Source organism: Streptomyces sp. NPDC045026 (assembly GCF_056432625.1).
This window is the reverse complement of sequence record NZ_JBWKIS010000002.1, coordinates 15,697-36,141: the sequence shown is the minus strand read 5'-3', so window position 1 is coordinate 36,141 and position 20,445 is coordinate 15,697. Positions and strand designations below refer to the sequence as shown.

General features: G+C 71.8%; 18 protein-coding genes. 11 read left to right on the top strand and 7 right to left on the bottom strand.

The genetic code is table 11. The features are described from left to right. The first annotated feature begins 108 nt into the window (after positions 1–108). Positions 109–2,214, top strand: a complete 2,106-nt coding sequence (locus tag AC07EJ_RS03745) for a molybdopterin oxidoreductase family protein (RefSeq protein ID WP_389476267.1) — start codon at positions 109–111, stop codon at positions 2,212–2,214. Positions 2,215–2,292: 78 nt separating this feature from the next. Further along, a complete protein-coding gene (locus tag AC07EJ_RS03740; RefSeq protein WP_389476269.1) occupies positions 2,293–2,844 on the top strand; it encodes a DoxX family protein in 552 nt (183 codons plus the stop codon). A gap of 125 nt (positions 2,845–2,969) precedes the next feature. Here the strand turns inward: AC07EJ_RS03740 and cutA are convergent, their stop codons facing one another. Then, the gene (gene cutA / locus AC07EJ_RS03735; protein WP_478883921.1) at positions 2,970–3,302 is read right to left on the bottom strand and encodes a divalent-cation tolerance protein CutA; all 333 of its coding nucleotides are present in this window, start codon (positions 3,300–3,302) and stop codon (positions 2,970–2,972) included. Positions 3,303–3,490: 188 nt separating this feature from the next. Here cutA and AC07EJ_RS03730 point away from each other — a divergent pair, with 188 nt between their 5' ends. Next, positions 3,491–5,140, top strand: a complete 1,650-nt coding sequence (locus AC07EJ_RS03730; protein ID WP_389476273.1) for a M4 family metallopeptidase — start codon at positions 3,491–3,493, stop codon at positions 5,138–5,140. Positions 5,141–5,204: 64 nt separating this feature from the next. Here AC07EJ_RS03730 and AC07EJ_RS03725 read toward each other — a convergent pair whose 3' ends face one another. Continuing rightward, positions 5,205–5,831: an NADPH-dependent FMN reductase gene (locus AC07EJ_RS03725; protein WP_389476275.1), complete on the bottom strand. Its 627-nt coding sequence runs from the start codon at positions 5,829–5,831 to the stop codon at positions 5,205–5,207. A gap of 292 nt (positions 5,832–6,123) precedes the next feature. On the opposite strand from AC07EJ_RS03725, the gene AC07EJ_RS03720 reads away from it, so the two are divergent. The 7 genes from AC07EJ_RS03720 to AC07EJ_RS03690 all read left to right on the top strand — a co-directional run bounded on the left by AC07EJ_RS03720 (position 6,124) and on the right by AC07EJ_RS03690 (position 13,127). Beyond that, positions 6,124–6,636, top strand: coding sequence for a hypothetical protein (locus tag AC07EJ_RS03720; RefSeq protein ID WP_389476277.1), 513 nt, complete (start codon positions 6,124–6,126; stop codon positions 6,634–6,636). Positions 6,637–6,775: 139 nt separating this feature from the next. Then, positions 6,776–7,420: a class F sortase gene (locus AC07EJ_RS03715; RefSeq protein ID WP_389476279.1), complete on the top strand. Its 645-nt coding sequence runs from the start codon at positions 6,776–6,778 to the stop codon at positions 7,418–7,420. 107 nt (positions 7,421–7,527) lie between these two features. Next, a complete protein-coding gene (locus AC07EJ_RS03710; protein WP_389476365.1) occupies positions 7,528–8,742 on the top strand; it encodes an NAD(P)/FAD-dependent oxidoreductase in 1,215 nt (404 codons plus the stop codon). Between the two features lies 1 nt (position 8,743). Next, positions 8,744–11,299 carry a nitrite reductase large subunit NirB gene (nirB, locus tag AC07EJ_RS03705; RefSeq protein WP_478883675.1) on the top strand — a complete coding sequence of 852 codons (2,556 nt, stop codon included), beginning with the start codon at positions 8,744–8,746 and terminating at the stop codon, positions 11,297–11,299. After that, a complete protein-coding gene (gene nirD / locus AC07EJ_RS03700; protein ID WP_389476283.1) occupies positions 11,296–11,658 on the top strand; it encodes a nitrite reductase small subunit NirD in 363 nt (120 codons plus the stop codon). The genes nirB and nirD overlap by 4 nt, the downstream gene beginning before the upstream one ends. A 33-nt stretch (positions 11,659–11,691) precedes the next feature. Then, positions 11,692–12,276, top strand: coding sequence for a TetR/AcrR family transcriptional regulator (locus tag AC07EJ_RS03695; protein WP_389476285.1), 585 nt, complete (start codon positions 11,692–11,694; stop codon positions 12,274–12,276). Between the two features lie 83 nt (positions 12,277–12,359). Continuing rightward, positions 12,360–13,127, top strand: a complete 768-nt coding sequence (locus tag AC07EJ_RS03690) for an SDR family NAD(P)-dependent oxidoreductase (protein WP_478883674.1) — start codon at positions 12,360–12,362, stop codon at positions 13,125–13,127. A 21-nt stretch (positions 13,128–13,148) separates the two neighbouring features. On the opposite strand, the gene AC07EJ_RS03685 is transcribed toward AC07EJ_RS03690, so the two are convergent. From AC07EJ_RS03685 to AC07EJ_RS03675, 3 genes are all read right to left on the bottom strand, one after another. Then, a complete protein-coding gene (locus AC07EJ_RS03685; RefSeq protein ID WP_478883673.1) occupies positions 13,149–13,988 on the bottom strand; it encodes a carbohydrate ABC transporter permease in 840 nt (279 codons plus the stop codon). A 10-nt stretch (positions 13,989–13,998) separates the two neighbouring features. Then, a complete protein-coding gene (locus tag AC07EJ_RS03680; protein WP_478883920.1) occupies positions 13,999–14,868 on the bottom strand; it encodes a carbohydrate ABC transporter permease in 870 nt (289 codons plus the stop codon). A gap of 110 nt (positions 14,869–14,978) precedes the next feature. Beyond that, positions 14,979–16,226 carry an ABC transporter substrate-binding protein gene (locus tag AC07EJ_RS03675; RefSeq protein WP_389476291.1) on the bottom strand — a complete coding sequence of 416 codons (1,248 nt, stop codon included), beginning with the start codon at positions 16,224–16,226 and terminating at the stop codon, positions 14,979–14,981. Between the two features lie 222 nt (positions 16,227–16,448). Here AC07EJ_RS03675 and AC07EJ_RS03670 point away from each other — a divergent pair, with 222 nt between their 5' ends. Beyond that, positions 16,449–17,006 carry a hypothetical protein gene (locus tag AC07EJ_RS03670; protein WP_389476293.1) on the top strand — a complete coding sequence of 186 codons (558 nt, stop codon included), beginning with the start codon at positions 16,449–16,451 and terminating at the stop codon, positions 17,004–17,006. A gap of 31 nt (positions 17,007–17,037) precedes the next feature. Here AC07EJ_RS03670 and AC07EJ_RS03665 read toward each other — a convergent pair whose 3' ends face one another. Both AC07EJ_RS03665 and AC07EJ_RS03660 read right to left on the bottom strand, forming a co-directional pair. Continuing rightward, positions 17,038–17,952: an oxidoreductase gene (locus AC07EJ_RS03665; protein WP_389476295.1), complete on the bottom strand. Its 915-nt coding sequence runs from the start codon at positions 17,950–17,952 to the stop codon at positions 17,038–17,040. A gap of 98 nt (positions 17,953–18,050) precedes the next feature. Continuing rightward, positions 18,051–20,435: a galactose-binding domain-containing protein gene (locus AC07EJ_RS03660; RefSeq protein ID WP_478883672.1), complete on the bottom strand. Its 2,385-nt coding sequence runs from the start codon at positions 20,433–20,435 to the stop codon at positions 18,051–18,053. Positions 20,436–20,445: the final 10 nt, after the last annotated feature.

Genomic DNA, 20,445 nt, shown 5'->3' with positions numbered 1-20,445 from the left:
ATCCGCCGTTGTTCTCACCGTCCCGCCGGTGCCGCTAAGAGGGCGTCGTGCCTTGCGTGTAATCGGGCGTGGGCTGTCACGTAACAGCGTGCGCGCAGTGTGGGCCACATGCTCACTGTCACGCCCACCCACTGCCCCTACTGCTCCCTCCAGTGCGGGATGAATCTCGTCCCGACCGCCTCTGGTGCTGTCGAGGTCTCGGAGCGTGCCGGGTTTCCCGTCAATCGTGGTGCCCTGTGCGGGAAGGGGCGTACGGCCGCTGCCGTGCTGGAGCCGGGGGTGCGGTTGAGTGGGCCGCTTGTCCGCAAAGGGGGCGCGCTCGAGGCCGCTTCTTGGGGTGAGGCACTTGATCGTGTCGCCGAGGGGCTCTCCCGTACGCGTTCTGCTCATGGCCCGGACGCGTGCGGGGTCTTCGGCGGGGGCGGGCTCACCAACGAGAAGGCGTACGGGCTCGGGAAGTTCGCCCGGGTCGTGCTCGGGACCTCGCAGATCGACTACAACGGGCGGTTCTGCATGTCTTCCGCCGCGGCGGGACAGCTCGCCGCGTTCGGACTCGACCGGGGGCTGCCGTTCCCCCTGGAGGACATTCCGCGTACGGGATGTGTGGTTCTGGTGGGATCGAACATGGCCGAGACCATGCCCCCTGCGGTCCGCTATCTGAACGAACTGCGGGAGAACGGCGGCACGTTGGTCGTCATCGACCCCCGCCGCACGCGCACCGCCGAGCTCGCCGACCTCCATCTCGCGCCCCGGCCCGGGACCGATCTCGCCCTGGCTCTCGGGATGCTCCATCTCGTGGTCACCGAGGGGCGGGTCGACGAGGAGTTCGTGCGCACGCGCACACGCGGCTGGGAGGACGCGCGGGCCGCCGTGATGGCGCACTGGCCCGAGTACGTGGAGCGTGTGACCGGGGTCGCCGTGCCTCAACTGCGCGAGGCCGTGCGGATGTTCTGCGAGCCCGAGGCCGCGATGGTGCTCACCGCCCGCGGGCCCGAGCAGCAGTCCAAGGGCACCGACACCGTGGGCGCCTGGATCAACCTGTGCCTCGCGACCGGGCGCGCCGGGCGGCCCCTTTCCGGGTACGGGTGCCTGACCGGGCAGGGCAACGGGCAGGGCGGGCGCGAGCACGGGCAGAAGGCCGACCAGCTGCCCGGGTACCGGAAGCTGACCGACGCTGCGGCGCGTGCGCATGTGGCCGGCGTGTGGGGCGTGGACCCCGACTCCCTTCCCGGGCCCGGCCGTTCCGCGTACGAACTGCTCGACGCGCTGGGGCGTGACGTACGGGCTCTGCTGGTCATGGGGTCGAATCCGGTGGTTTCGGCTCCGCGTGCCGCCCATGTGGAGGGCAGGCTGCGGTCGCTCGACTTTCTGGTGGTGGCGGATGTGGTCCTTTCCGAGACCGCCGCTCTTGCCGATGTGGTGCTCCCCGTTACCCAGTGGGCCGAGGAGACGGGGACCGTGACCAGTCTGGAGGGGCGTGTGCTGCTGCGGCGTCGGGCGCTCTCGCCTCCGGACGGGGTACGGAGCGATCTGGAGGTGCTGCGTGAGCTGGCGGGGCGGCTGGGGGTGGAGAAGGGGTTCCCGGCCGATCCGGAGGAGGTTTTCGAGGAGTTGCGGCTGGCTTCGGAAGGGGGGCCTGCCGACTATGCAGGGATCTCCTATCGGCGGCTCGTCGAGGAGGACGGGGTGTTCTGGCCCTGTCCCGAAGAGGAACATCCGGGCACGCCCCGGCTCTTTCTGGAACGGTTCGCCACCGAGGACGGGCGGGCCCGGTTCGTCGCCGTCTCGCACCGGGCCGCCGCCGAGGAGCCGGACGCCGAGTTCCCCGTCCATCTGACGACCGGGCGCGTCGTGTCGCAGTACCAGTCGGGTGCGCAGACCCGGCGCGTGGCCGAGCTGAACGCTGCCGCGCCCGGCCCCTTCGTGGAGCTGCACCCGCGGCTCGCCGCACTGATCGGGGTGGCGGAGGGCGAGCCGGTCGCCGTCGTCTCCCGGCGCGGGCGGGCCGAGGCACCCGCCCGGATCACCGCGGGCATCCGGCCCGACACGGTATTCATGCCGTTCCACTGGCCGGGCGCCGGGCGCGCCAATAACCTGACCAACCCCGCGCTCGATCCGACGTCCCGGATGCCGGAGTTCAAGGTGTGCGCGGTACGGGTCGAGGCGGCCGGCACCGGGGCCGGTGACCGCCGGGGCGGTGTGGCCCACGTTTGAAACATGGCGGGCGGACGGTTAGCTTGGGTCGTAGCTTGAAAGTTCAAGCATATCGATTCCGAGTCAGGAGAACCCCACGTGACCTCCCTCGCGAACCAGCTCGGCCCGCTCCGCGCGCCCGGCTCACCCACCCCCGCCGCGCCCGCCCACGCCTATGACCTCGGCCTTCTCGTACTGCGCCTCGCCCTCGGCCTGACCATGGCCGCGCACGGCGCACAGAAGCTCTTCGGCTGGTTCGGCGGGGGCGGGATCGACGGCACCGGGCAGTTCTTCGCCGCGTCCGGCTACCCGTCACCGAAGGCGTTCGCCGTGGTCGCCGGGCTCAGCGAGACCCTCGGCGGGCTCGGCCTCGTGCTCGGCCTGCTCACCCCGCTGGCCGCCGCAGCCGTGGCCGGCACGCTGGTGAACGCCATCGCCGTGAAGTGGGGCGGCGGCTTCTTCGCGCCGCAGGGCATCGAGTACGAGCTCCTGATCGCACTCGGCGCGGTGGCGCTCGCCCTGACCGGCCCGGGGCGCATCGCCTTCGACCGCTTTCTGCCGGGGCTTCGGTCCCACCGCCTCGGCTACGGCGTCAGCGCCGTGGTGCTCGGCGTGGTCGTGGCGGGGATCACTCTGTTGTTGCGTAAGTGAGTCGGGTTGAGTTGAGCTGGGTTTAGTTGGGTTTGAGTTGAGTTGATCGGCCGGTGAGTTCGTCAGCCGGTGACGGCCCGGGTGCTGAAGCGCTCGGGCCGTTCCGGCGTTTCCGGCACCCGCACTCAGGCGCCCCCCGTCTCCCCCGCGATCCACGCCAGGTACCCGGCACTCCCCCGCACCACCGGCGTCGCGATGATTTCCGGGGTGTCGTAGTCGTGCGCCTCCAACAGCCATGACTCCAGAGCCTCGTAGCCGTCGGCCGTGGTCTTGAGGAGCACCTGCCACTCCTGGGCGGTCTCCGTGTTGCCCTGCCAGCGGTAGACCGACGTGACCGGGCCCGCGATCTGCGCGCAGGCCGCGAGGCGGGCCTCGACCGCCCCCGTCGCCAGGGTGTGGGCCTTGCCTTCGTCGTCGGTCGTGGTGAGGACCGTCAGGGCCAGTGCGTTCCCGTCCATCGCGTTCATGTCCCTCTCGTTCGCGTCCGTTCCTTTCACGGGCCGTGCGTGCAGATTCTGCACGTGAACACCTATTCACAGCTCCACCACGGGGGCGCTATGGACATGACATGTCATGGACCTTTAAATCTGAGACGTCATCAGTGTGACCCCCCTCAGCGCGCCCGCGCGCCGTCACTAGGAGCCCGATGAGACCTGCCCGGACCACATCGCGACTCACCACCGCCGGCATAGCCACGGCGGCCGCCACCCTGCTGGCCGCCGCCCTCGCCCCCACCGCGGGCGCCGACTCCGGCGACCGCACCCCACCGACCCGGGCCGACGCCGTCCGCCACGCGACGGCCGCGCTCACCGCCGAGGCCGCCCACCTCGGACTCACCGGCGCGCAGGGCGCCTCCGTGCGGGACGTCGTCGTCGACCCCGACGGTACCCAGCACGTGCGCTACAACCGCACCTACCGTCAACTGCCCGTTCTCGGCGGTGACTTCGTCGTCCATCTGAACCGCGACGGCGGCTACCGCTCCGCGAACCGCGCGGTGCGCGGCGACCTCGCCGTGCCGAGCGTGACGCCGGATCTCCCCGCCCCGAAGGCCGCCGACATCGCCGCCGCCGCCCTGCGCGCCGCCAACCCGGGCGAGCTGCTGCGCAAGGTCGTCGCCAAGCCCGCGCTCGTCGTGGACGCGCTGCACGGCGCGCCGAAGCTGGCATGGCGCACGGACACCGCGGGCAAGGACTCGCTCGGCAACCCCGTCGCCCGCGTGGTCCTCACCGACGCCACCACCGGCAAGCAGATCGACGCCTGGGACAGCATCGAGACCGCGACCGGCGACGGGAAGTCCCTCTACGCGGGCACGGTGCCGCTGGAGACGACCCAGTCCGGGTCGACGTACCAGCTCAAGGACGCGACGCGGGGCGGCACCTACTCGGGTGACGCGCAGAACAAGACCGACGGCTGCATCCTGACCATCTGCTGGAGCCGGGCCCCCGCGGTGGTGTTCACCGACGCCGACAACCACTGGGGCACCGGCGCGAACGCCGACCGCTCGTCGGCCGCCGTGGACGCCCAGTACGGGACCGACACGACGTGGGACTACTACAAGAACGTCCACGGCCGTAACGGCATCGGCGGCGACGGCAAGGGCTCGTACAACCGCGTCCACTACGGCAGCAACTACAACAACGCCTTCTGGGACGACACCTGCTTCTGCATGACGTACGGCGACGGTGACGGGTCGACGTTCGGGCCGCTCGTGGCTCTCGACGTCGCCGGACACGAGATGTCGCACGGTGTGACGTCGAAGACGGCCGGGCTCACGTACTCCGGCGAGTCCGGTGGCCTGAACGAGGCCACCTCCGACATCTTCGGCACGCTCGTCGAGTTCTACGCGAACAACGCCTCCGACCCGGGCGACTGGCTCATCGGCGAGAAGATCGTGAAGCCCGGCTTCGGCCAGGCGGCGCTGCGCTTCATGGACCAGCCCAGCAAGGACGGCAACTCCGCCGACTGCTGGAGCTCGTCGGTCGGCAACCTCGACGTGCACTACTCGTCCGGGGTCGCCAACCACTTCGCGTACCTGCTCGCCGAGGGCAGCGGGCCGAAGGTCATCGGCGGCGTCCAGCACAACAGCAAGACGTGCAACGGCTCGACGCTGAGCGGCATCGGCAAGGACAAGCTCGGCAAGATCTGGTACCGGGCCCTGACCGTATACATGACGTCCTCGACGAACTACGCGGGCGCCCGCACGGCGACGCTGAGCGCGGCGAAGGACCTGTACGGGGCCGGCAGCGCGGAGTACGCGGCCGTGGCCGCGACCTGGTCGGCCGTGTCCGTGGGCTGACATCGCGCATGAGTGAGAGAGGCCCCCGTAGTCGTCGACTGCGGGGGCCTCCGGCTGCCCAGCCTCAACTGCCGTACGGGCGCACCCCCTTCGCGTCCCGCAGCGCCTTCGCCCACCACGCCAGCTGGTCGAGCATCGACTTCACCGCGGCGGCCGGGGCCTCGGGGTCGCGGTGGGCGCCGGAGTCGTCGAAGAGGCGGCCCGCGTTGGTGAGGGAGACGGTGTCCCTGACCGTGACGGCGTGCAGCTCGGCGAAGACGGTGCGCAGGTGCTCGACCGCGCGCAGGCCGCCGGAGATGCCGCCGTACGAGACGAAACCGACGGGCTTGGCCTGCCATTCGGCGTGGTGCCAGTCGATGACGTTCTTGAGGGACGCCGGGTAGGAGTGGTTGTACTCGGGCGTGAGGACGATGAAGGCGTCGGCCGAGGCCAGCTTCGGGGTGACCTTGGCCAGCTCGGCCCGTACCCCGGCGGACGGGTCGTAGGAGAGGGCGGTGGGCAGGTCGGTGGCGGCGACGTCGATCACGTCGACGGCGAAGTCGGGGCGCTCCTTGAGCAGGGACAGGATCCAGTCGGCGACGACGGGGCCGAAGCGGCCCTCGCGGTTGCTGCCGATGACCAGGGCGACCCGGACGGGGGCCTCGGTGCGGACGGAAACGGGGGCTGCGGCCTGTACGGCTGTGGTGTTCATGGCGCCACCCTGATACCTGAAGCTTTGTTGAGGTCAAGCGGGCGCCGCGCGGGTCGGGTCACCCGTTCACAGGCGCCCGCCGCCCCTTTCGGGCACTCTCCTCCGATACGTCGGTGACCTGCTGGAATGCACCTGTCGAGGTGTCAGGTGACGCCCTTTCACCGGATTTCTGATGGTTCACCAGGAGGCGTTCCGGGGCGATTGCCTTTTATCTCGGTAGGGCAGGGGCGTGACCGACGCAGCGGCACTTGAAGGTGCCGCGGGCCGTGCCCCCTCGGAGGAGCACGACACGATGCGCACACCCCGTCTGCTGACCGCTGCCGCGCTCGCCGCGGCCGCCGCGGCACTGACCGCCGCGCCCGTGTACGCCGGTAAGGGCGGCCTCGAGGTGTACCCGGCGAACGCCACCGCGGGCGACACGGTCACCGTCAACACCACCGCGTGCGGCGCGGCCCGCAGCGCCGCCGGGGACGCGAGCGCGGTCGGCGCGGGCGTCTTCACGCTCGCCCCGGGCACGCAGGAGAAGGACGCCGTGGGGCGGTTCCAGGTGCCGCCTTCGGCGCAGCCCGGCACCTACGAGATCGTCGCGAAGTGCTCCGGCGGCGGGCAGGTGACGGGCGATCTGATGGTCGCGCTCACCACCTCCCAGGGCCAGGTCCCTCCCAAGGGCCATGTGAAGACGGGGGTCGGCGGCGCACTCGGCACCGATCCCGGGAAGACCGCGGCGGGAGTGGCAGCGCTTGCCGTCGCCGCCGCGGGCGGTACCTGGCTCCTGCACCGCCGGGCGAGAGGCGAAGGGTTCTGACGGGTGCCGGACGGACGGCCTCCGCTGTCCCTTCCGGCCCCCTGGTACCGCCTGTCCTCTCCTCCCCCGGCCGTGCACCCCCCTCGCGCGGCCGGGGGAGGAAGGCGACCCCCACACCCACTTCGATCTGGAGAAGCCGATGCCTCAGGCGCGCCGCCGCACAGTCGGCAACGGGCTCATAGCCGCGCTCACCACTCTCGCCCTGTGTCTGGGCACCTGGCTGCTGAGCCAGGGCACCGAGGCGCACGGACCGCCGCAGCCGTCCGCCGCGCAGGCCGCACCCACACACCCCGGCACCGGCCGCGAGCCGCCCGGCGCGGCCCCCCTCTCCTCCTCGCCTCCCGACCGCATCCGCATCCCCTCGATCCGCGTGAACGCACCGCTGATGGGGCTCGGCCTGACCCCGCAGGGCAGCCTGGACGTGCCGCCGCCGAAGGAGAAGAACCTGGCCGGCTGGTACGAGGCCGGGACCGCGCCCGGCGTACGCGGCACGGCGATCGTGGCCGGGCACGTAGACAACGCCGAGGGGCCCGCCGTCTTCTACGACCTGGGCGCCCTGGCCAAGGGCCACACCATCGAGGTCGACCGCCGCGACGGCTCCGTCGCCGTGTTCACCGTCGACGCCGTCGAGGTCTACGACGCCCGCGCCTTCCCCGACGAGAAGGTGTACGGCGCGGCGGACCGGCCCGAGCTGCGTGTCATCACGTGCGGGGGCGGCTACTCGAAGAAGACCGGCTACCGGGGCAACGTCGTGGTGTTCGCCCATCTGACGGGCAGCCGCTGAGCCCTCACACTCCCCCCTCGCGCTCGCTGAGCGCAGCGTTCCCCGTGGGAAACGGGAGGGATGCGGCCGGGTAACACCGGCCCCGCAGGCTGCCGTGCATGACCTTCGTGACGGACCCCGGGCGCGTGGTGGTGATCGGCACCGGCCTCGCCGGTACCCGGCTCGCCCGGCGCCTCGGCGCTGCCGCCGTACTCATCGGCGAGGAGGCGCACGCCCCGTACAACAGGGTGCTGCTCGCCGAGGTCCTCGCGGGCAGCTACGGCGCCGATGTCATCGCGCTGCCCCGCCACACCGGAACCCACCTGCGGACCCGCGCCGTCCGCATCGACCGCGACGAGCGGCTGGTGCGCTGCGAGGACGGCTCCGGCGTCCCTTACGACACCCTCGTGCTCGCCACCGGATCGAACCCGGTCCTGCCGCCCCTGCGCGGACTGTTCGCGCCGGGCGCGGCGGAGCTGCCGGGCGGGGTGTACGCCTTCCGCACCATGGACGACTGCCTGGCCCTGTCGCGGGCGGTGGCTCCCGGGGTGCGCGCGGTCGTCGTCGGCGGCGGGCTCCTCGGGGTGTCCGCGGCCCGTGCGCTCGCCCGGCGCGGCGCCCAGGTGGTGCTCACGCAGCAGTCCGAGCGCCTGATGGAGCGCCAGCTCGACCCGCGGTCCTCGCACCTCGTGCACGAGCACCTCACCGCGCTCGGCGTCGAGGTGCACACGCAGTGCCGGGTGCGGGGTGTGGGCGTCGTCGACGGGGCCGTGTGCCGCGTCGAGCTCGCCGACGGCTATGTCCTCGGCACGGATCTGACGGTCCTCGCGTGCGGGGTGCGTCCCCGGACGGGGCTCGCGGCGGCGGCCGGGCTCGACGTGCGCGAGGGGATCGTCGTCGACGACGAGCTGCGCACCTCGGACCCCCGCGTGCGCGCGGTCGGGGACTGCGCCCAGCACGCGGGCCGCGTCTACGGGCTCGCGACCCCGGCCGTCGAACAGGCCGACGCGCTCGCCGAGAACCTGCTCTCCGGGCGGCGGCGCCCGTACACGGGCACCCGCACCCTCACCCGGCTGACCCTGCCGCACGAGGCGGGACCGCTCGACCTCGCGGCGTTCGGGGAGCCCGAGGCGCTGCCCGGTGACGACGTCGTGCAGCTCGCCGACGCCACCCGCGGCACGTACCGCAAGGTCGTCGTCCGCGGTGACCGGCTCGTCGGCGGGGTCCTGGTCGGCGAGCTCGGCACGGTCGGGGCGCTCGCCCGCGCCTGGGAGGCCGACGACCCGCTGCCCGCCGACGGCGCACCCCTGCTCCACCTGCTCACTCACGACGGAGGCCTCTGAGATGCCCACCATGCCCACACTCGTCCTCGTCGGCCACGGCATGGTCGGCCAGCGCTTCCTGGAGGCCCTGGCCGAGCGCGGGCTCACGGAAACGCACCGCGTCGTCGTGCTGTGCGAGGAGCCGCGCCCCGCCTACGACCGGGTCCGGCTCACCTCGTACTTCTCGGGCCGCACCCCGGACGAACTCTCGCTCACGGACGCGGAGTTCATCGCCCGGAACGGCATCGAGCTGCACCTCGGGGACCCCGCCGAGCACATCGACCGCGATATGCGGACGGTCACGGCGCGCTCCGGTCTTCGGGTCACGTACGACACGCTCGTCCTCGCGACCGGCTCCTACCCGTTCGTGCCGCCCGTGCCTGGCAAGGACGCGACGGGCTGCTTCGTGTACCGCACGATCGAGGACCTCCTCGCGATCGAGGAGTACGCGAAGGAGCACGCCACGACCGGGGCCGTGGTGGGCGGCGGGCTGCTCGGCCTGGAGGCGGCGGGCGCCCTGCGCGGCCTCGGCCTCGACACGCATGTCGTGGAGTTCGCGCCGCGCCTGATGCCGGTGCAGGTCGACGAGGGAGGCGGCGCGGCCCTCCTGCGCACCATCACGGACATGGGCCTGAGCGTCCACACCGGGGTCGGCACGCAGGAGATCCTGACCGGCGGCGAGAACGGTGAGGACGGCGCGGTGCGCGCCATGAAGCTGTCCGACGGATCGGAGCTGGCGACGGACCTGGTGGTGTTCTCGGCGGGCGTACGGCCGCGTGACCAGCTTGCCCGCGACATGGGGCTCACGGTGGGCGCGCGCGGCGGCATCACCGTCGACGAGCGGTGCCGCACCAGCGACCCCGCGGTGTACGCGATCGGCGAGTGCGCGCAGGCCGTGGACGGCCGCGTGTACGGCCTGGTCGCGCCGGGCTACGAGATGGCGCAGACGGTGGCCGCCGCGATCGCGTCGGAGGACGGGCAGTTCACCGGTGCCGACCTGTCGACGAAGCTGAAGCTGCTCGGCGTGGACGTGGCGTCGTTCGGCGACGCGCACGGCGCGGCCGACGGCTGTCTCGACGTCGTCTACTCGGACTCGCGCTCGGGCACGTACAAGAAACTCGTCGTGGGCCCGGAGGGGGAGCTGCTCGGCGGGATCCTGGTCGGGGACGCGGAGGCGTACGCGACGCTGCGCGCGCTGACCGGTTCGGTGCCGCCCGTGGCGCCCGAGCAGCTCGTGCTGCCCGCGGGGGCGGGGGCGCCGGTGGCGCTGGGCCCGGAGGCACTGCCCGGCGACGCGGTGATCTGCTCCTGCCACAACGTCACCAAGGAGGCGATCCAGGCGCACGCCACGCTGCCCGAGGTGAAGAAGTGCACCAAGGCCGGTACGGGCTGCGGCAGTTGCGTGAAGCTCATCGGCCGGCTCCTCCCGCAGAGCGGCGACAAGGGCCTGTGCGGCTGCTTCCCGCACACCCGCGCCGAGCTGTACGAGATCGTCCGGGTCAAGCGGATCGCGTCGTACGCGGACCTGCTCGACGCGCACGGCCGTGACGGCGCGCGCGGCGGCGAGGGCTGCGAGGTGTGCAAACCGGCGGTCGGCTCGATCATCGCCTCGCTCGCCCCGACGATCGGCGCCGACGGTCATGTCCTCGACGGCGAGCAGGCGGCGCTCCAGGACACGAACGACCACTTCCTCGCCAACCTCCAGAAGAACGGTTCCTATTCGGTGGTGCCCCGCATTCCGGGCGGCGAGGTCACCCCGGAGAAGCTGATCGTGATCGGTGAGGTGGCGCGCGACTTCGGCCTCTACACAAAGATCACCGGGGGCCAGCGGATCGACTTGTTCGGCGCGCGGGTCGAGCAACTGCCGTTGATCTGGGCACAGTTGGTGGCCGCCGGTTTCGAGTCGGGCCACGCGTACGGCAAGGCGCTGCGGACGGTGAAGTCGTGCGTGGGACAGACGTGGTGCCGCTACGGCGTCCAGGACTCCGTGCGCATGGCGATCGACCTGGAGCTGCGCTATCGAGGCCTGCGGGCGCCGCACAAGCTGAAGTCGGCCGTGTCGGGCTGCGGGCGCGAGTGCGCGGAGGCCCAGTCGAAGGACTTCGGGGTGATCGCCACGGCCAACGGCTGGAATCTGTACGTGGGCGGCAACGGCGGCGCGACCCCGCGCCACGCGGACCTCCTCGCGCAGGACCTCTCCGACGCGGAACTGATCCGGCTGATCGACCGGTTCCTGATGTTCTACATCCGCACGGCCGACCGTCTCGAGCGGACGGCGAGCTGGCTGGAGCGGATCGAGGGCGGCCTCGACCACGTACGGGACGTCGTCGTGCACGACTCCCTCGGCCTCTGCGACGAACTGGAGGCCCTCATGGCCGACCACGTCGCGCACTACCGCGACGAGTGGGCCGACACCCTCGACGACCCGGAGCGCCTGGAGCGCTTCGTGTCCTTCGTGAACGCGCCCGACGCGCCGGACCCGCTGGTGCGGTTCGTTCCGGAGCGCGACCAGATCAAGCCCGACCTGCCCCTGCTGTCCATCGGCTCCCGCCCCCTGGAAGGATCGTCGACGTCATGACCGTCGCTCCCGAGAAGACCGCCGTGATGGTGCAACTCCGCCTGGCGGACGCCTGGTTCACGGTGTGCGAACTGGCCCGGCTGACCCCGGGCCGCGGGGTCGCGGCGCTGCTCCCCGACGGCCGGCAGGCCGCCGTGTTCCTGGACCGCGCGGGCCGCCTGTACGCGGTGGGCAACCGTGACCCGTTCACGGGCGCCGCGGTCCTCTCGCGCGGCCTGATCGGTTCGGCCGAGGGCCGTCCGTTCGTCGCGTCGCCGCTGCTCAAGCAGCGCTTCGACCTGGAGAGCGGCGCGTGCCTCGACGACGAGGCGTACGCGGTCACCACGTACGCCGTGCAGACCACGCCCAGCATTTCTTGACCGATCATTCCACTTTCACCTAGTCTCCCTTTCGTGGCCAGGACCAAGGAATTCGATCCGGACGCCGCGCTCCAGTCGGCCCTAGAGCTGTTCTGGCGGCGCGGCTACGAGGCGACGTCGATGGCGGACCTCGTCGGCCACCTCGGCATCGGCCGCGCCAGCATCTACGCGACCTTCGGCAACAAGCACGAGCTGTACCTGAAGGCGATGGACCGGTACACCGAGTCCGCCGACGCGGCCATCCTCGCGGACCTGTCGGCCGGCGGCCCCGCGCTGCCGGCCGTCCGCGCCCTCGTCCGTCGCTTCGCCGCCGAGGCGACGACCGAGGAACGGCGCCTGACCGGCTGTTTCGTCACCAACACGGCGGCCGAGCTGGCCCCGCACGACACGGCGGCGGCCCGCCGCGTGGAGCGCAGCTGGGAGCACATCGAGATGCTGCTGCACGCCTCGCTCACGCGGGCCCGCGCCCAGGGCGAGCTGCCCGCCGGCCGCGATCCGCGGGCACTCGCCCGTCTGCTGCTCGTCCTGATGCAGGGCATGCGCGTCGCCGGGAAGGCGTCGCCGGACCCGGCGCGCGTACGCGACGCGGCCGAGCAGGCACTCGGCCTGCTGGACTGAACCTCGACCGTTCTCGGACCCACGCGTCCGACTCTTCACACGTCTTCATAATGAACCAATCGTTCTAGATAAGGACTCGACTCATGTCCCGCAGTCGCTTCGCCGGCCAGAACGTCCTCGTCACCGGCGCCGGAACCGGCCTCGGGCGGGCCATCGCGCTCGCCTTCGCCGCCGAGGGCGCACGCGTCGTCGTCGCCGGACGGACCCGCGCCACCCTCGACGGGACCGTGGACCTCATCGAGGCGGCGGGCGGCACCGCCGTCGCGCGCACCGCCGACGTGAGCCGGGCCGGGGATCTTCAGGAGCTGGTGCGCGCCACCGTCGAGCGGTTCGGGTCACTCGATGTCGCCGTGAACAACGCGGGCGTCTTCCGCGGCGCGGGCCCGGTCGCCGAACTCGCCGCCGACGACTGGCAGACGCTGCTCGACATCAATGTCACCGGCGTACTCCTCGCTCTCCAGGCCGAGGTCGCGCAGATGCGGACGCAGGCGCGCGGCGGCGCCATCGTCAACATCTCCTCCAACCTCGGCCCCCACAAGTCCCGGGCGGGCGTGACGGGTTACGCCGTGTCGAAGGCGGCCGTCTCCGCCCTGACCAGGGGCGCGGCCCTCGACCACATCGGTGACGGGGTCCGCGTCAACGCGGTGAGCCCCGGCCCCTCCGCGACCGCCATGTCCCTGCTCCCCGGCGAGACCGAGGCCGAGCGGGCCATCCGCATGAAGGAGCAGTCACCGCTCGGCCGGGTCGCGGCGCCGGGCGAGGTCGCCGCCGCCGTGCTGTACCTGGCGTCCGAGGACGCCGCGTCCGTGGTCGGCGCCGACCTGGTGATCGACGGCGGCGCGGCGGCATAGCCCGTACGGACGGGGGTGGGGTCAGTCGTCGATGCCCGAGCGCTCCACCCCCGCCACGATCCAGCGCTGGAAGAACAGGAACACCACGAGCAGCGGCACGATCGACACGGCCGCCGCGACGAACAGCTCGTGGAGCCGGACCACTTGGGCCGTGGTGAAGGACGAGAGAGCCACCTGGACGGTCCACGCGTTGCGGTCCTGGCCGATGACCAGGGGCCACAGGAAGGAGTTCCACGCGCCGATGAAGACGATCGTGCCGACGGCCGCGAAGACGGGCCGCGAGTTGGGCACGACCACCCGCCAGTACGTACGCCAGTACCCGAGCCCGTCGACGCGCGCCGCGTCCTCCAGCTCCCCCGGGAACCCGAGGAAGGACTGGCGGAAGACGAAGCACGCGAAGGCGGAGAACAGCGTCGGGACGATCAGGCCGCGCAGCGTCGAGATCCAGCCCAGCGACGAGACGAGCACGAAGCTCGGCACGAACGTGACCGCGGCCGGGACCATCAGGGTGCCCAGGATCGCGTAGAAGACCTTGTTCGCGTGCCGGTAGGGGATGCGGGCCAGGCCGTAGCCGGCGAGCGAGGCGAGGAGCAGGGTGCCGAGTGTCGTCGCGACCGCGATGAGCGCGGAGTTGAGCAGGGAGCGGGCGTAGGGGACGGACGTGTCGGCGAAGAGTTCCCGCACGTTTCCCCAGCGCAGCGAGGACGGGAAGAACGTCCATTCGGGCGAGGTGATGTCGCTCTCTGCCGCGAGCCCGTTGCGTACCAGGAGGTAGAACGGGATCAGGAAGAGGAGCGCCAGCGCGATCAGCAGGGCGAGGCGCAGGGCGCGGCCCGCCCTGACGCGGGAGTCGTCCCTCACGGTGTCTCCTTCACTGTGCCTCCTTGCGGCCGAGGCCGAACCACTTGGCCTGCCCCACCGTCACGACCGCGATGATCAGGGCGAGCAGCACGGCGCCCGCGCTGCCGAGCCCCAGGTTCTGCCCCTGGCCGAGGGCCGTGTAGTAGAGGTAGACGAGCGGGGGCCTGGCGTACGGCGGATAGCCCCGGGCGTCCGAGAGCAGGTTGTAGAACTCGTCGAAGGCCTGGAAGGCGTTGATGACGAGGAGCAGGACCACGGCCACGGAGGTGGCCCGCAGCTGCGGGAACGTGATGTGCCGGAAGACCTGCCAGCCGGGCCGCGCCCCGTCGACGGCCGCCGCCTCGTAGAGGCTGGGGCTGATGCGCTGGAGCCCCGCGAGGAACAGCACCATGTAGAAGCCGGCCTGCAGCCAGAGCCGTACGGTGACGATGACGGCCCAGTACCAGGGCGGGTCGGTCGTCGACAGCCAGGCGATCTGATCGCCGCCGAACCAGCCGAGGACGGTGTTGGCGAGCCCGAACCGCACCCCGTTGAAGATCGACATCTTCCAGATCAGCGCGGCCACCACGTAGGAGCAGGCGGCGGGCAGGAAGAAGACCGAGCGGAAGAACGCCTGGGCGCGGCGCTGCCGGTTCACCATCAGGGCGAGGGCGAGCGAGAGCGCGTAGGTCGCGGGCACGATGAAGAGCGAGAAGACGAGGAACGTCCACAGGCTGTCGGTGAAGGCCTCGTTCCGCAGCATCGCCGTGTAGTTGCCGAGGCCGACGAAGTCGGTCGGGGTGACGGTGTTGCGCGCGTCGAAGAAGCTGAGGTAGACGCTCCAGCCGAGCGGGATGTAGGTGAAGACGCCGAGGCCGAGGAGGAAGGGCCCGACGAAGATCCAGAACCAGAGGGTGCGGTTCTGGACTCCGGCCCACTTCCGTGCCGTGCCGCCCTGCCCGCGGCCTCTCTGCCGAGGGATCGCCTGGCGGCGGCCCTCTTGCCGCAGGCTCACTTCTTCTTCACACGGTCGAGCTCGGCCGACACCTTCCGCACGACTCCCTTGAGCTCGCCGTCCGGGCTCGCGCCGTCCTTGATGATCCGGCTCAGGGCGTCCTGGTACGCGGTCTGGCTCGCGGGTGTCCACCTCAAGGGCTGGGCGAAGCCGTGGTCGGTCGTGAAGCGGACGGCGTCGGCCGCCGCGCCGTTGCGCAGCTTCGCGGCCTTCTTCGCCAGCGAGATACGGGCCGGGATGTGGAAGCCGTACGAGAGGGCGAAGTCCTCCTGGTGGTCGGTGCGGTCGATCCACAACCACTTGAGGTAGTCCTTCGCGGCCTGCTGGTGCTTGCCGCGGGTGGAGACCGCCGCGCCGTACGCGCCGACCGGCACCGACGGCTCGCCCGCGCCGTCCTTCGGGAAGGGCAGGACGCCGAAGTCGTCGCCGAGTTCCTTCTGCACGGTGGGCAGCGCCCACAGTCCTGACCACTGCATGGCGGTCAGGCCCTGGACGAACGCCGACGGGTCGGACCAGTCGGAGGGCGCGCCCAGGAGCAGCGACTTGTCGGCGTACAGCTGGTGGATCTTGCCGAGGGCGCGGGCGGCGGCCGGGTCGTCGAAGCCGACCTTGCCGTCCTCGGTGACGAGTTCGAGGCCGGCCGCGTACAGAGGCGTGCCGCCGAGGACGCCCGCGCCGCCGTCGTTGCCGAGGAAGAGGCCCTTCGTCTTCTTCGAGGTGAGCTTCTTCGCGGCGTCCACGAGCTCGTCGAGCGTCCCCGGGGGCTCGACGCCCGCGTCGGCGAGCAGGCTCTTGCGGTAGTAGAGCATCTGCATGTCGATGACCTGCGGGATCGCCCAGATCCTGCCGTCGTACGTCTTCGGAGCGAGGACCGCCGGGTTGAAGTCGTCCTTGACCCCCTCGAACAGGCCGGTGAGGTCGGCGATCTGCTTGCCCTGGATCTGGTCGAGGGTGGGCCCGTTGACCTCGAAGACGTCGGGCCCCGAGTCGGTGAGGAGCGCGGCGGCGGTCTGCTCGTCGTAGTTGCCGGGCCGCCACTGCACGGTGACGTGCGCCTTCCCGTACCCGGCGGCGTACTTCTTCACGGCCTGCTCGGTGCCCTGCTCGCCGTACTGGTGGTACCACTGCGCCAGCTCCGGCCCACCGCCCGAACCGCCGTCGTCCCGGCCGGTGTTGGAGCCGCACGCGGTGAGCAGCCCCAGCGCGGCACCGGTCCCGAGCAGTCCCCTGCGGCTGATGGTCATTGATCGTCCCCCTGCTGTTCGCTGCTTTACGGACGCCGGCTTCTTTTGGGCGTCCACGGATTCCGACGGCCCAACGATCAACCATGCAGCCGGATTACGACAGAGGGACTACGGCCGTATGTCGGCCCTCCCGTCAGCGGGGCGTCAACGTGCGCGGCAGCCGGATCAGCGACGCGTCAAGAGTGCTGACCTGGGGCACCGCGCGGGCTTACGGTGCGCTGCATGGAACGCGATACGAGGGCGGGATCCCGCGGGCGGGCGGCGACGCCGGCCTCGCGGGACGTGGTGGTGCGGGACCGGCGGTGGGCCGCCGATCTGCGGGCGGCGGTGTTCTGCGCGCTCACGCTGTTCTGCCTGATCCTGGTGATCGACACGGCCAACGGCACACTGAGCGCGGCGCGGGTCGGACTGTGGGCGGGGCTCTCGGTGCTGCTGCACGCCGTGCTGCATCCGCCGCTGGTCAGCGCGGGTCCCGGCTGGCTCGCCGTGCGCGGCGTCCGGGGGACGCGGCGGGTCTGCACGGATCTGCTCACGTCGGTGCGCCACAGCGACGGGGTGACGCCGCGGCTCGTGCTGCGGGACGCGCTCGGCGGGCGCGTGGAGCTGGACCCGAAGGTGCTCACCGACAACCCGGTGCTGTGGCACCGCTTGGAGACGGGCGCGCGCAGGGCCCGCACGAGCGGGCTGCTCCGCTGCGGCACCCCGGTCATCGACCGCCTCGCGGCCCGCATCGACGGCGACGCGGCCCGCGCGGTGTTCGAGGCCTCGGAGCTGGACTAGGGCCCCCGGCGGAAAGGCCTGGTGGTTCGCCCTAGAACGTCACGCCCGTCAGCTGTTCCGACGCCGCCCACAGCCGCTCCCCCGACACGTCGTCGAGGGTCCGCCCGGCCCGCCACGACTTCGCGGGCGCCCCGCGCCACATCATCAGGGACGGCCCGGTGAACGAGTCCGGGCGCACGCCGGGAGCCGTCGCCGCGTACAGCGTGGGCAGCGCGCCGGCCTCGGCGGACTGGGCCATGGCCCGGTTGCCGAGCTCGACGACGCGCTCGACCGCCTTGCGGCCCTCCATGCGCGCGCCCTGCGTCGCGAGGTTCGTGGACGCGTACCCGGGGTGCGCGGACGCCGCGACGACGTCCGACCCGCGCGCCGCGAGCTTGCGCGCCAGCTCGTGGATGAACAGCAGGTTCGCCGTCTTGGAACGGCCGTACGCGACCCAGCGCCGGTAGCGGCGCTCGCTGTTGAGGTCGGCCACGTCGATGTCGGCAAGGATGTGGAGCATGCTGGAGACGCTGACGACGCGGGCGCCGGGTGTGTCGAGGAGCCGGGGCAGGAGCAGGCCGGTCAGTGCGAAGTGGCCGAGGTGGTTGACGCCGAACTGCGTCTCGAAGCCGTCGGCGGTCCGCCCGAGGGGCAGCGCCATCACGCCCGCGTTGTTGATCAGCAGATCGAGTCGCTCGCCGCTGCCGTGCGATCCGGCGAACTTCCGCACGGACGACAGATCACCCAGGTCGAGCTGCCCGAACTCGGCCTGCGCGCCCGGCACTTCGGAGCGCAACCGCTCCAGGGCGGCCGTGCCCCGCGTCTCGCTGCGGCAGGCGAGGACGACGCGGGCACCCTTGCGGGCCAGCTCGCGAGCCGTGATGTAGCCGATGCCGCTGTTGGCGCCGGTGACCACGGCCGTGCGGCCGCTCTGGTCGGGGATGTCGCTAGCGTTCCAGCCGGTCATGGCTGTGCTCCCTGGGCGAGGGGATACGGGGGTGCCCGACTGTACTTACCCGCCAGTAGATGCGGAACCCCGCACCCCCGTTTCCCCTCTCGGAGTGCTCAGCCGCGCACTTCGAACCGGTACAGCGAGTACCCGTACGTCGTCTGCCGCTTCACCCCGAGCATCCGCACCCGCCGCGCCTGCACGGCGTCGAGCTCGACCGAGTCGACGCCGGCCGTGGTCCGGTCGCGGCGTGCGGCGACGGTGCGCCAGGACGAGCCGGTGGCGTCCTCGGAGACCTGGAGGTCGTAGTCCCGTCCCGCGGCCGTCTCCCAGTCGAGGACGATCCGCCGCACGGTCCGTGTCTGCTCCAGGTCGACGGCGATCCACTCACCGTCCGTGTACTGCGACGCCCAGCGGGTGCCCGGGTCGCCGTCGGTGGCGTTGGGCGCGGTGAGCGTGGCCGTCTCGGCGGAGGACGCGGTGGTGGGGCGGCCGAGCGCCAGGTCGGGGATGTCGTACACCTGGAGGCTCCACACCGAGTAGCGCGTGCTCGCGCGCTCCTGGCCGCGCAGGCGTACGTGGCGCGCGGTGGTCGCCGGGAAGCCGAGTTCGTCCCAGCCCGCGCGGTCGCGGCCGGTGCGCTCGGCGACGGTGCGCCACGCGACGCCGTCGTCGGACACCTCGACGGCGTACGCGGTGCCGTGGTCCTGGCCCCATTCGACACGCACCCGCTGCACGGGCCGCGACTGCCCGAGGTCGACGGCCAGCCAGGGAGCCCGCTCGCGGCCACTGGTCCAACGGGTGACCGGGCTGCCGTCGGTGACGTACGCGGGGCGGGACCCCGCGGCCGTGGAGGAGGCGGTGGCGGCCGCGTCCAGGGATATCTGGTCGGGTTCGGCGAGGGTGGGCGTGAGGGTGGTGAGCCCGGGTCCGGCGATCCCACGCCGCAGCTCGGCCGTGAAGTCGCGGTAGCTCAGGCCCGCCCCGGACCCGCTCCACATCTTCTGGGCGAGCGTCCCGAAGGTCTTCTCGACCAGGCCGTGGACGGCCTGCTGGGTGTACGTGGCGTGCACGAGGTCGTTCCAGACGGCGGACATGGCGCCGCGCAGCTTCGGGTCTTGCGGCTGGAGGCTCTGGTCGCCGGGGAAGACGTGCGGGGCCCAGCTCTCGTACAGATAGGGGCCGTCGAGGCCGAGCGGGTGGTAGTAGGTGGCGAACGGGACGATGTAGAGGAGCCCGTCGTTCGTGTTGACGATCTCGTAGCCGTCGGCCGTGGCCGCCTTGGGGCCGTACCAGCCGTTGTTCCAGCTGTGGATGGTGACGTCGCGGTCGTAGCCGGTGGTGCCGGAGGGCGCCATCTCGGTGAGGCTGCCCCAGGCGCGGGGGTGCTTGCCGAGGGTGCGGATGTGGGCGGCCATGGCGTTGAAGTAGCCGCGGTACTGCTCCTCGGGGCCGGTGTACTCGTCGGCGCCGTAGTGGATCTCGGGGCTGCGGAACCAGGGCGCGAACTCGTCGAAGACCTTCTTCATGAAGGCCGTCGTCTCCGGCTTGGCGAGGTCGAGGTGGTCGGAGTTGCCGCCCTTCAGGCCGAGTTCGGGGCGGAAGCGGACGAAGGAGCGGGCGTGCGCGGGCGCGTCGATCTCGGGGGTGAGCTGGACGGCGTGGGCGGCCGCGGTGTCCTCGAAGGAGTCCCAGTCCGCGCGCGAGTACGAGCCGTCGGGCGCGGCGAGCCCGGCCCATTCGGGCTTGTCGCTGCGCAGCCGGAACGCGTCGTAGGCCTTGGACCAGTCGCCGCCGGCCGGGCTGATCTCGTTGTCGTTCAGATGCAGTTGCAGGTCGTTGAGCTTGAACCAGCCCATCAGTCGCAGCTGGTCGCGGATGAAGCCCGGGGTGAAGAAGCGGCGGCCCGCGTCCAGCATGAAGCCGCGCAGCCGGTAGTCGGGCCAGTCGTGCGCGGTGCCGGTGGGCAGTTCGCGGCGCCCGTCGGAGCGCAGGAGGATCTGCAGGACCGACCGGGTGCCGTAGTAGAGGCCGGTGCGGGTGGGCGCGGTGACCGTGACGGCGGCCGCGGTAACGGTGAGGGTGTAGCCCTCCTCGGCGTACCGGTCGCCGCCGGGCGCGTGCCGGTCGGCCGGGTCGAGGACGAGCCGCAGGCCGCCCCGCACTCCGCGGCCGGCGCGGGGAGCGCCGGGCCTGATGCCGGTGACCTCTTCGATCTCGTCGGCGAACTGCCGGGCGAGCGGCAGGAGTTCACCCGCTCTCGCGGCCTGTACGACGACCGGGGCACCCGCTTCGAGGCGGTATCGGCCGGTGGATCCGGCCCAGTCCTGGAGGGCGGGGATGACGACGGGGCGTTCGTTGACCGCGTTCTTGCCCTCGGCGCGGGCGGCGGCGGACCCGAGCCCGATCGGCAGGGCGGTGGCTGCCGAGGTCACGGCGAGCGCGGTGACGAACGAGCGGCGTGACAGACGCGGTGAAGTCGTTCCGTTACTCGGAGGCATGAAGTGGACT

Bases quoted from the DNA above. Each gene is read 5' to 3' on its own strand.
- AC07EJ_RS03745 (WP_389476267.1), top strand. From the start codon at position 109: ATGCTCACTGTCACGCCCACCCACTGCCCCTACTGCTCCCTCCAGTGC.
- cutA (WP_478883921.1), bottom strand. From the start codon at position 3,302: ATGGACGGGAACGCACTGGCCCTGACGGTCCTCACCACGACCGACGAC.
- AC07EJ_RS03730 (WP_389476273.1), top strand. From the start codon at position 3,491: ATGAGACCTGCCCGGACCACATCGCGACTCACCACCGCCGGCATAGCC.
- AC07EJ_RS03725 (WP_389476275.1), bottom strand. From the start codon at position 5,831: ATGAACACCACAGCCGTACAGGCCGCAGCCCCCGTTTCCGTCCGCACC.
- AC07EJ_RS03720 (WP_389476277.1), top strand. From the start codon at position 6,124: ATGCGCACACCCCGTCTGCTGACCGCTGCCGCGCTCGCCGCGGCCGCC.
- AC07EJ_RS03715 (WP_389476279.1), top strand. From the start codon at position 6,776: ATGCCTCAGGCGCGCCGCCGCACAGTCGGCAACGGGCTCATAGCCGCG.
- nirB (WP_478883675.1), top strand. From the start codon at position 8,744: ATGCCCACCATGCCCACACTCGTCCTCGTCGGCCACGGCATGGTCGGC.
- nirD (WP_389476283.1), top strand. From the start codon at position 11,296: ATGACCGTCGCTCCCGAGAAGACCGCCGTGATGGTGCAACTCCGCCTG.
- AC07EJ_RS03690 (WP_478883674.1), top strand. From the start codon at position 12,360: ATGTCCCGCAGTCGCTTCGCCGGCCAGAACGTCCTCGTCACCGGCGCC.
- AC07EJ_RS03675 (WP_389476291.1), bottom strand. From the start codon at position 16,226: ATGACCATCAGCCGCAGGGGACTGCTCGGGACCGGTGCCGCGCTGGGG.
- AC07EJ_RS03670 (WP_389476293.1), top strand. From the start codon at position 16,449: ATGGAACGCGATACGAGGGCGGGATCCCGCGGGCGGGCGGCGACGCCG.
- AC07EJ_RS03665 (WP_389476295.1), bottom strand. From the start codon at position 17,952: ATGACCGGCTGGAACGCTAGCGACATCCCCGACCAGAGCGGCCGCACG.
- AC07EJ_RS03660 (WP_478883672.1), bottom strand. From the start codon at position 20,435: ATGCCTCCGAGTAACGGAACGACTTCACCGCGTCTGTCACGCCGCTCG.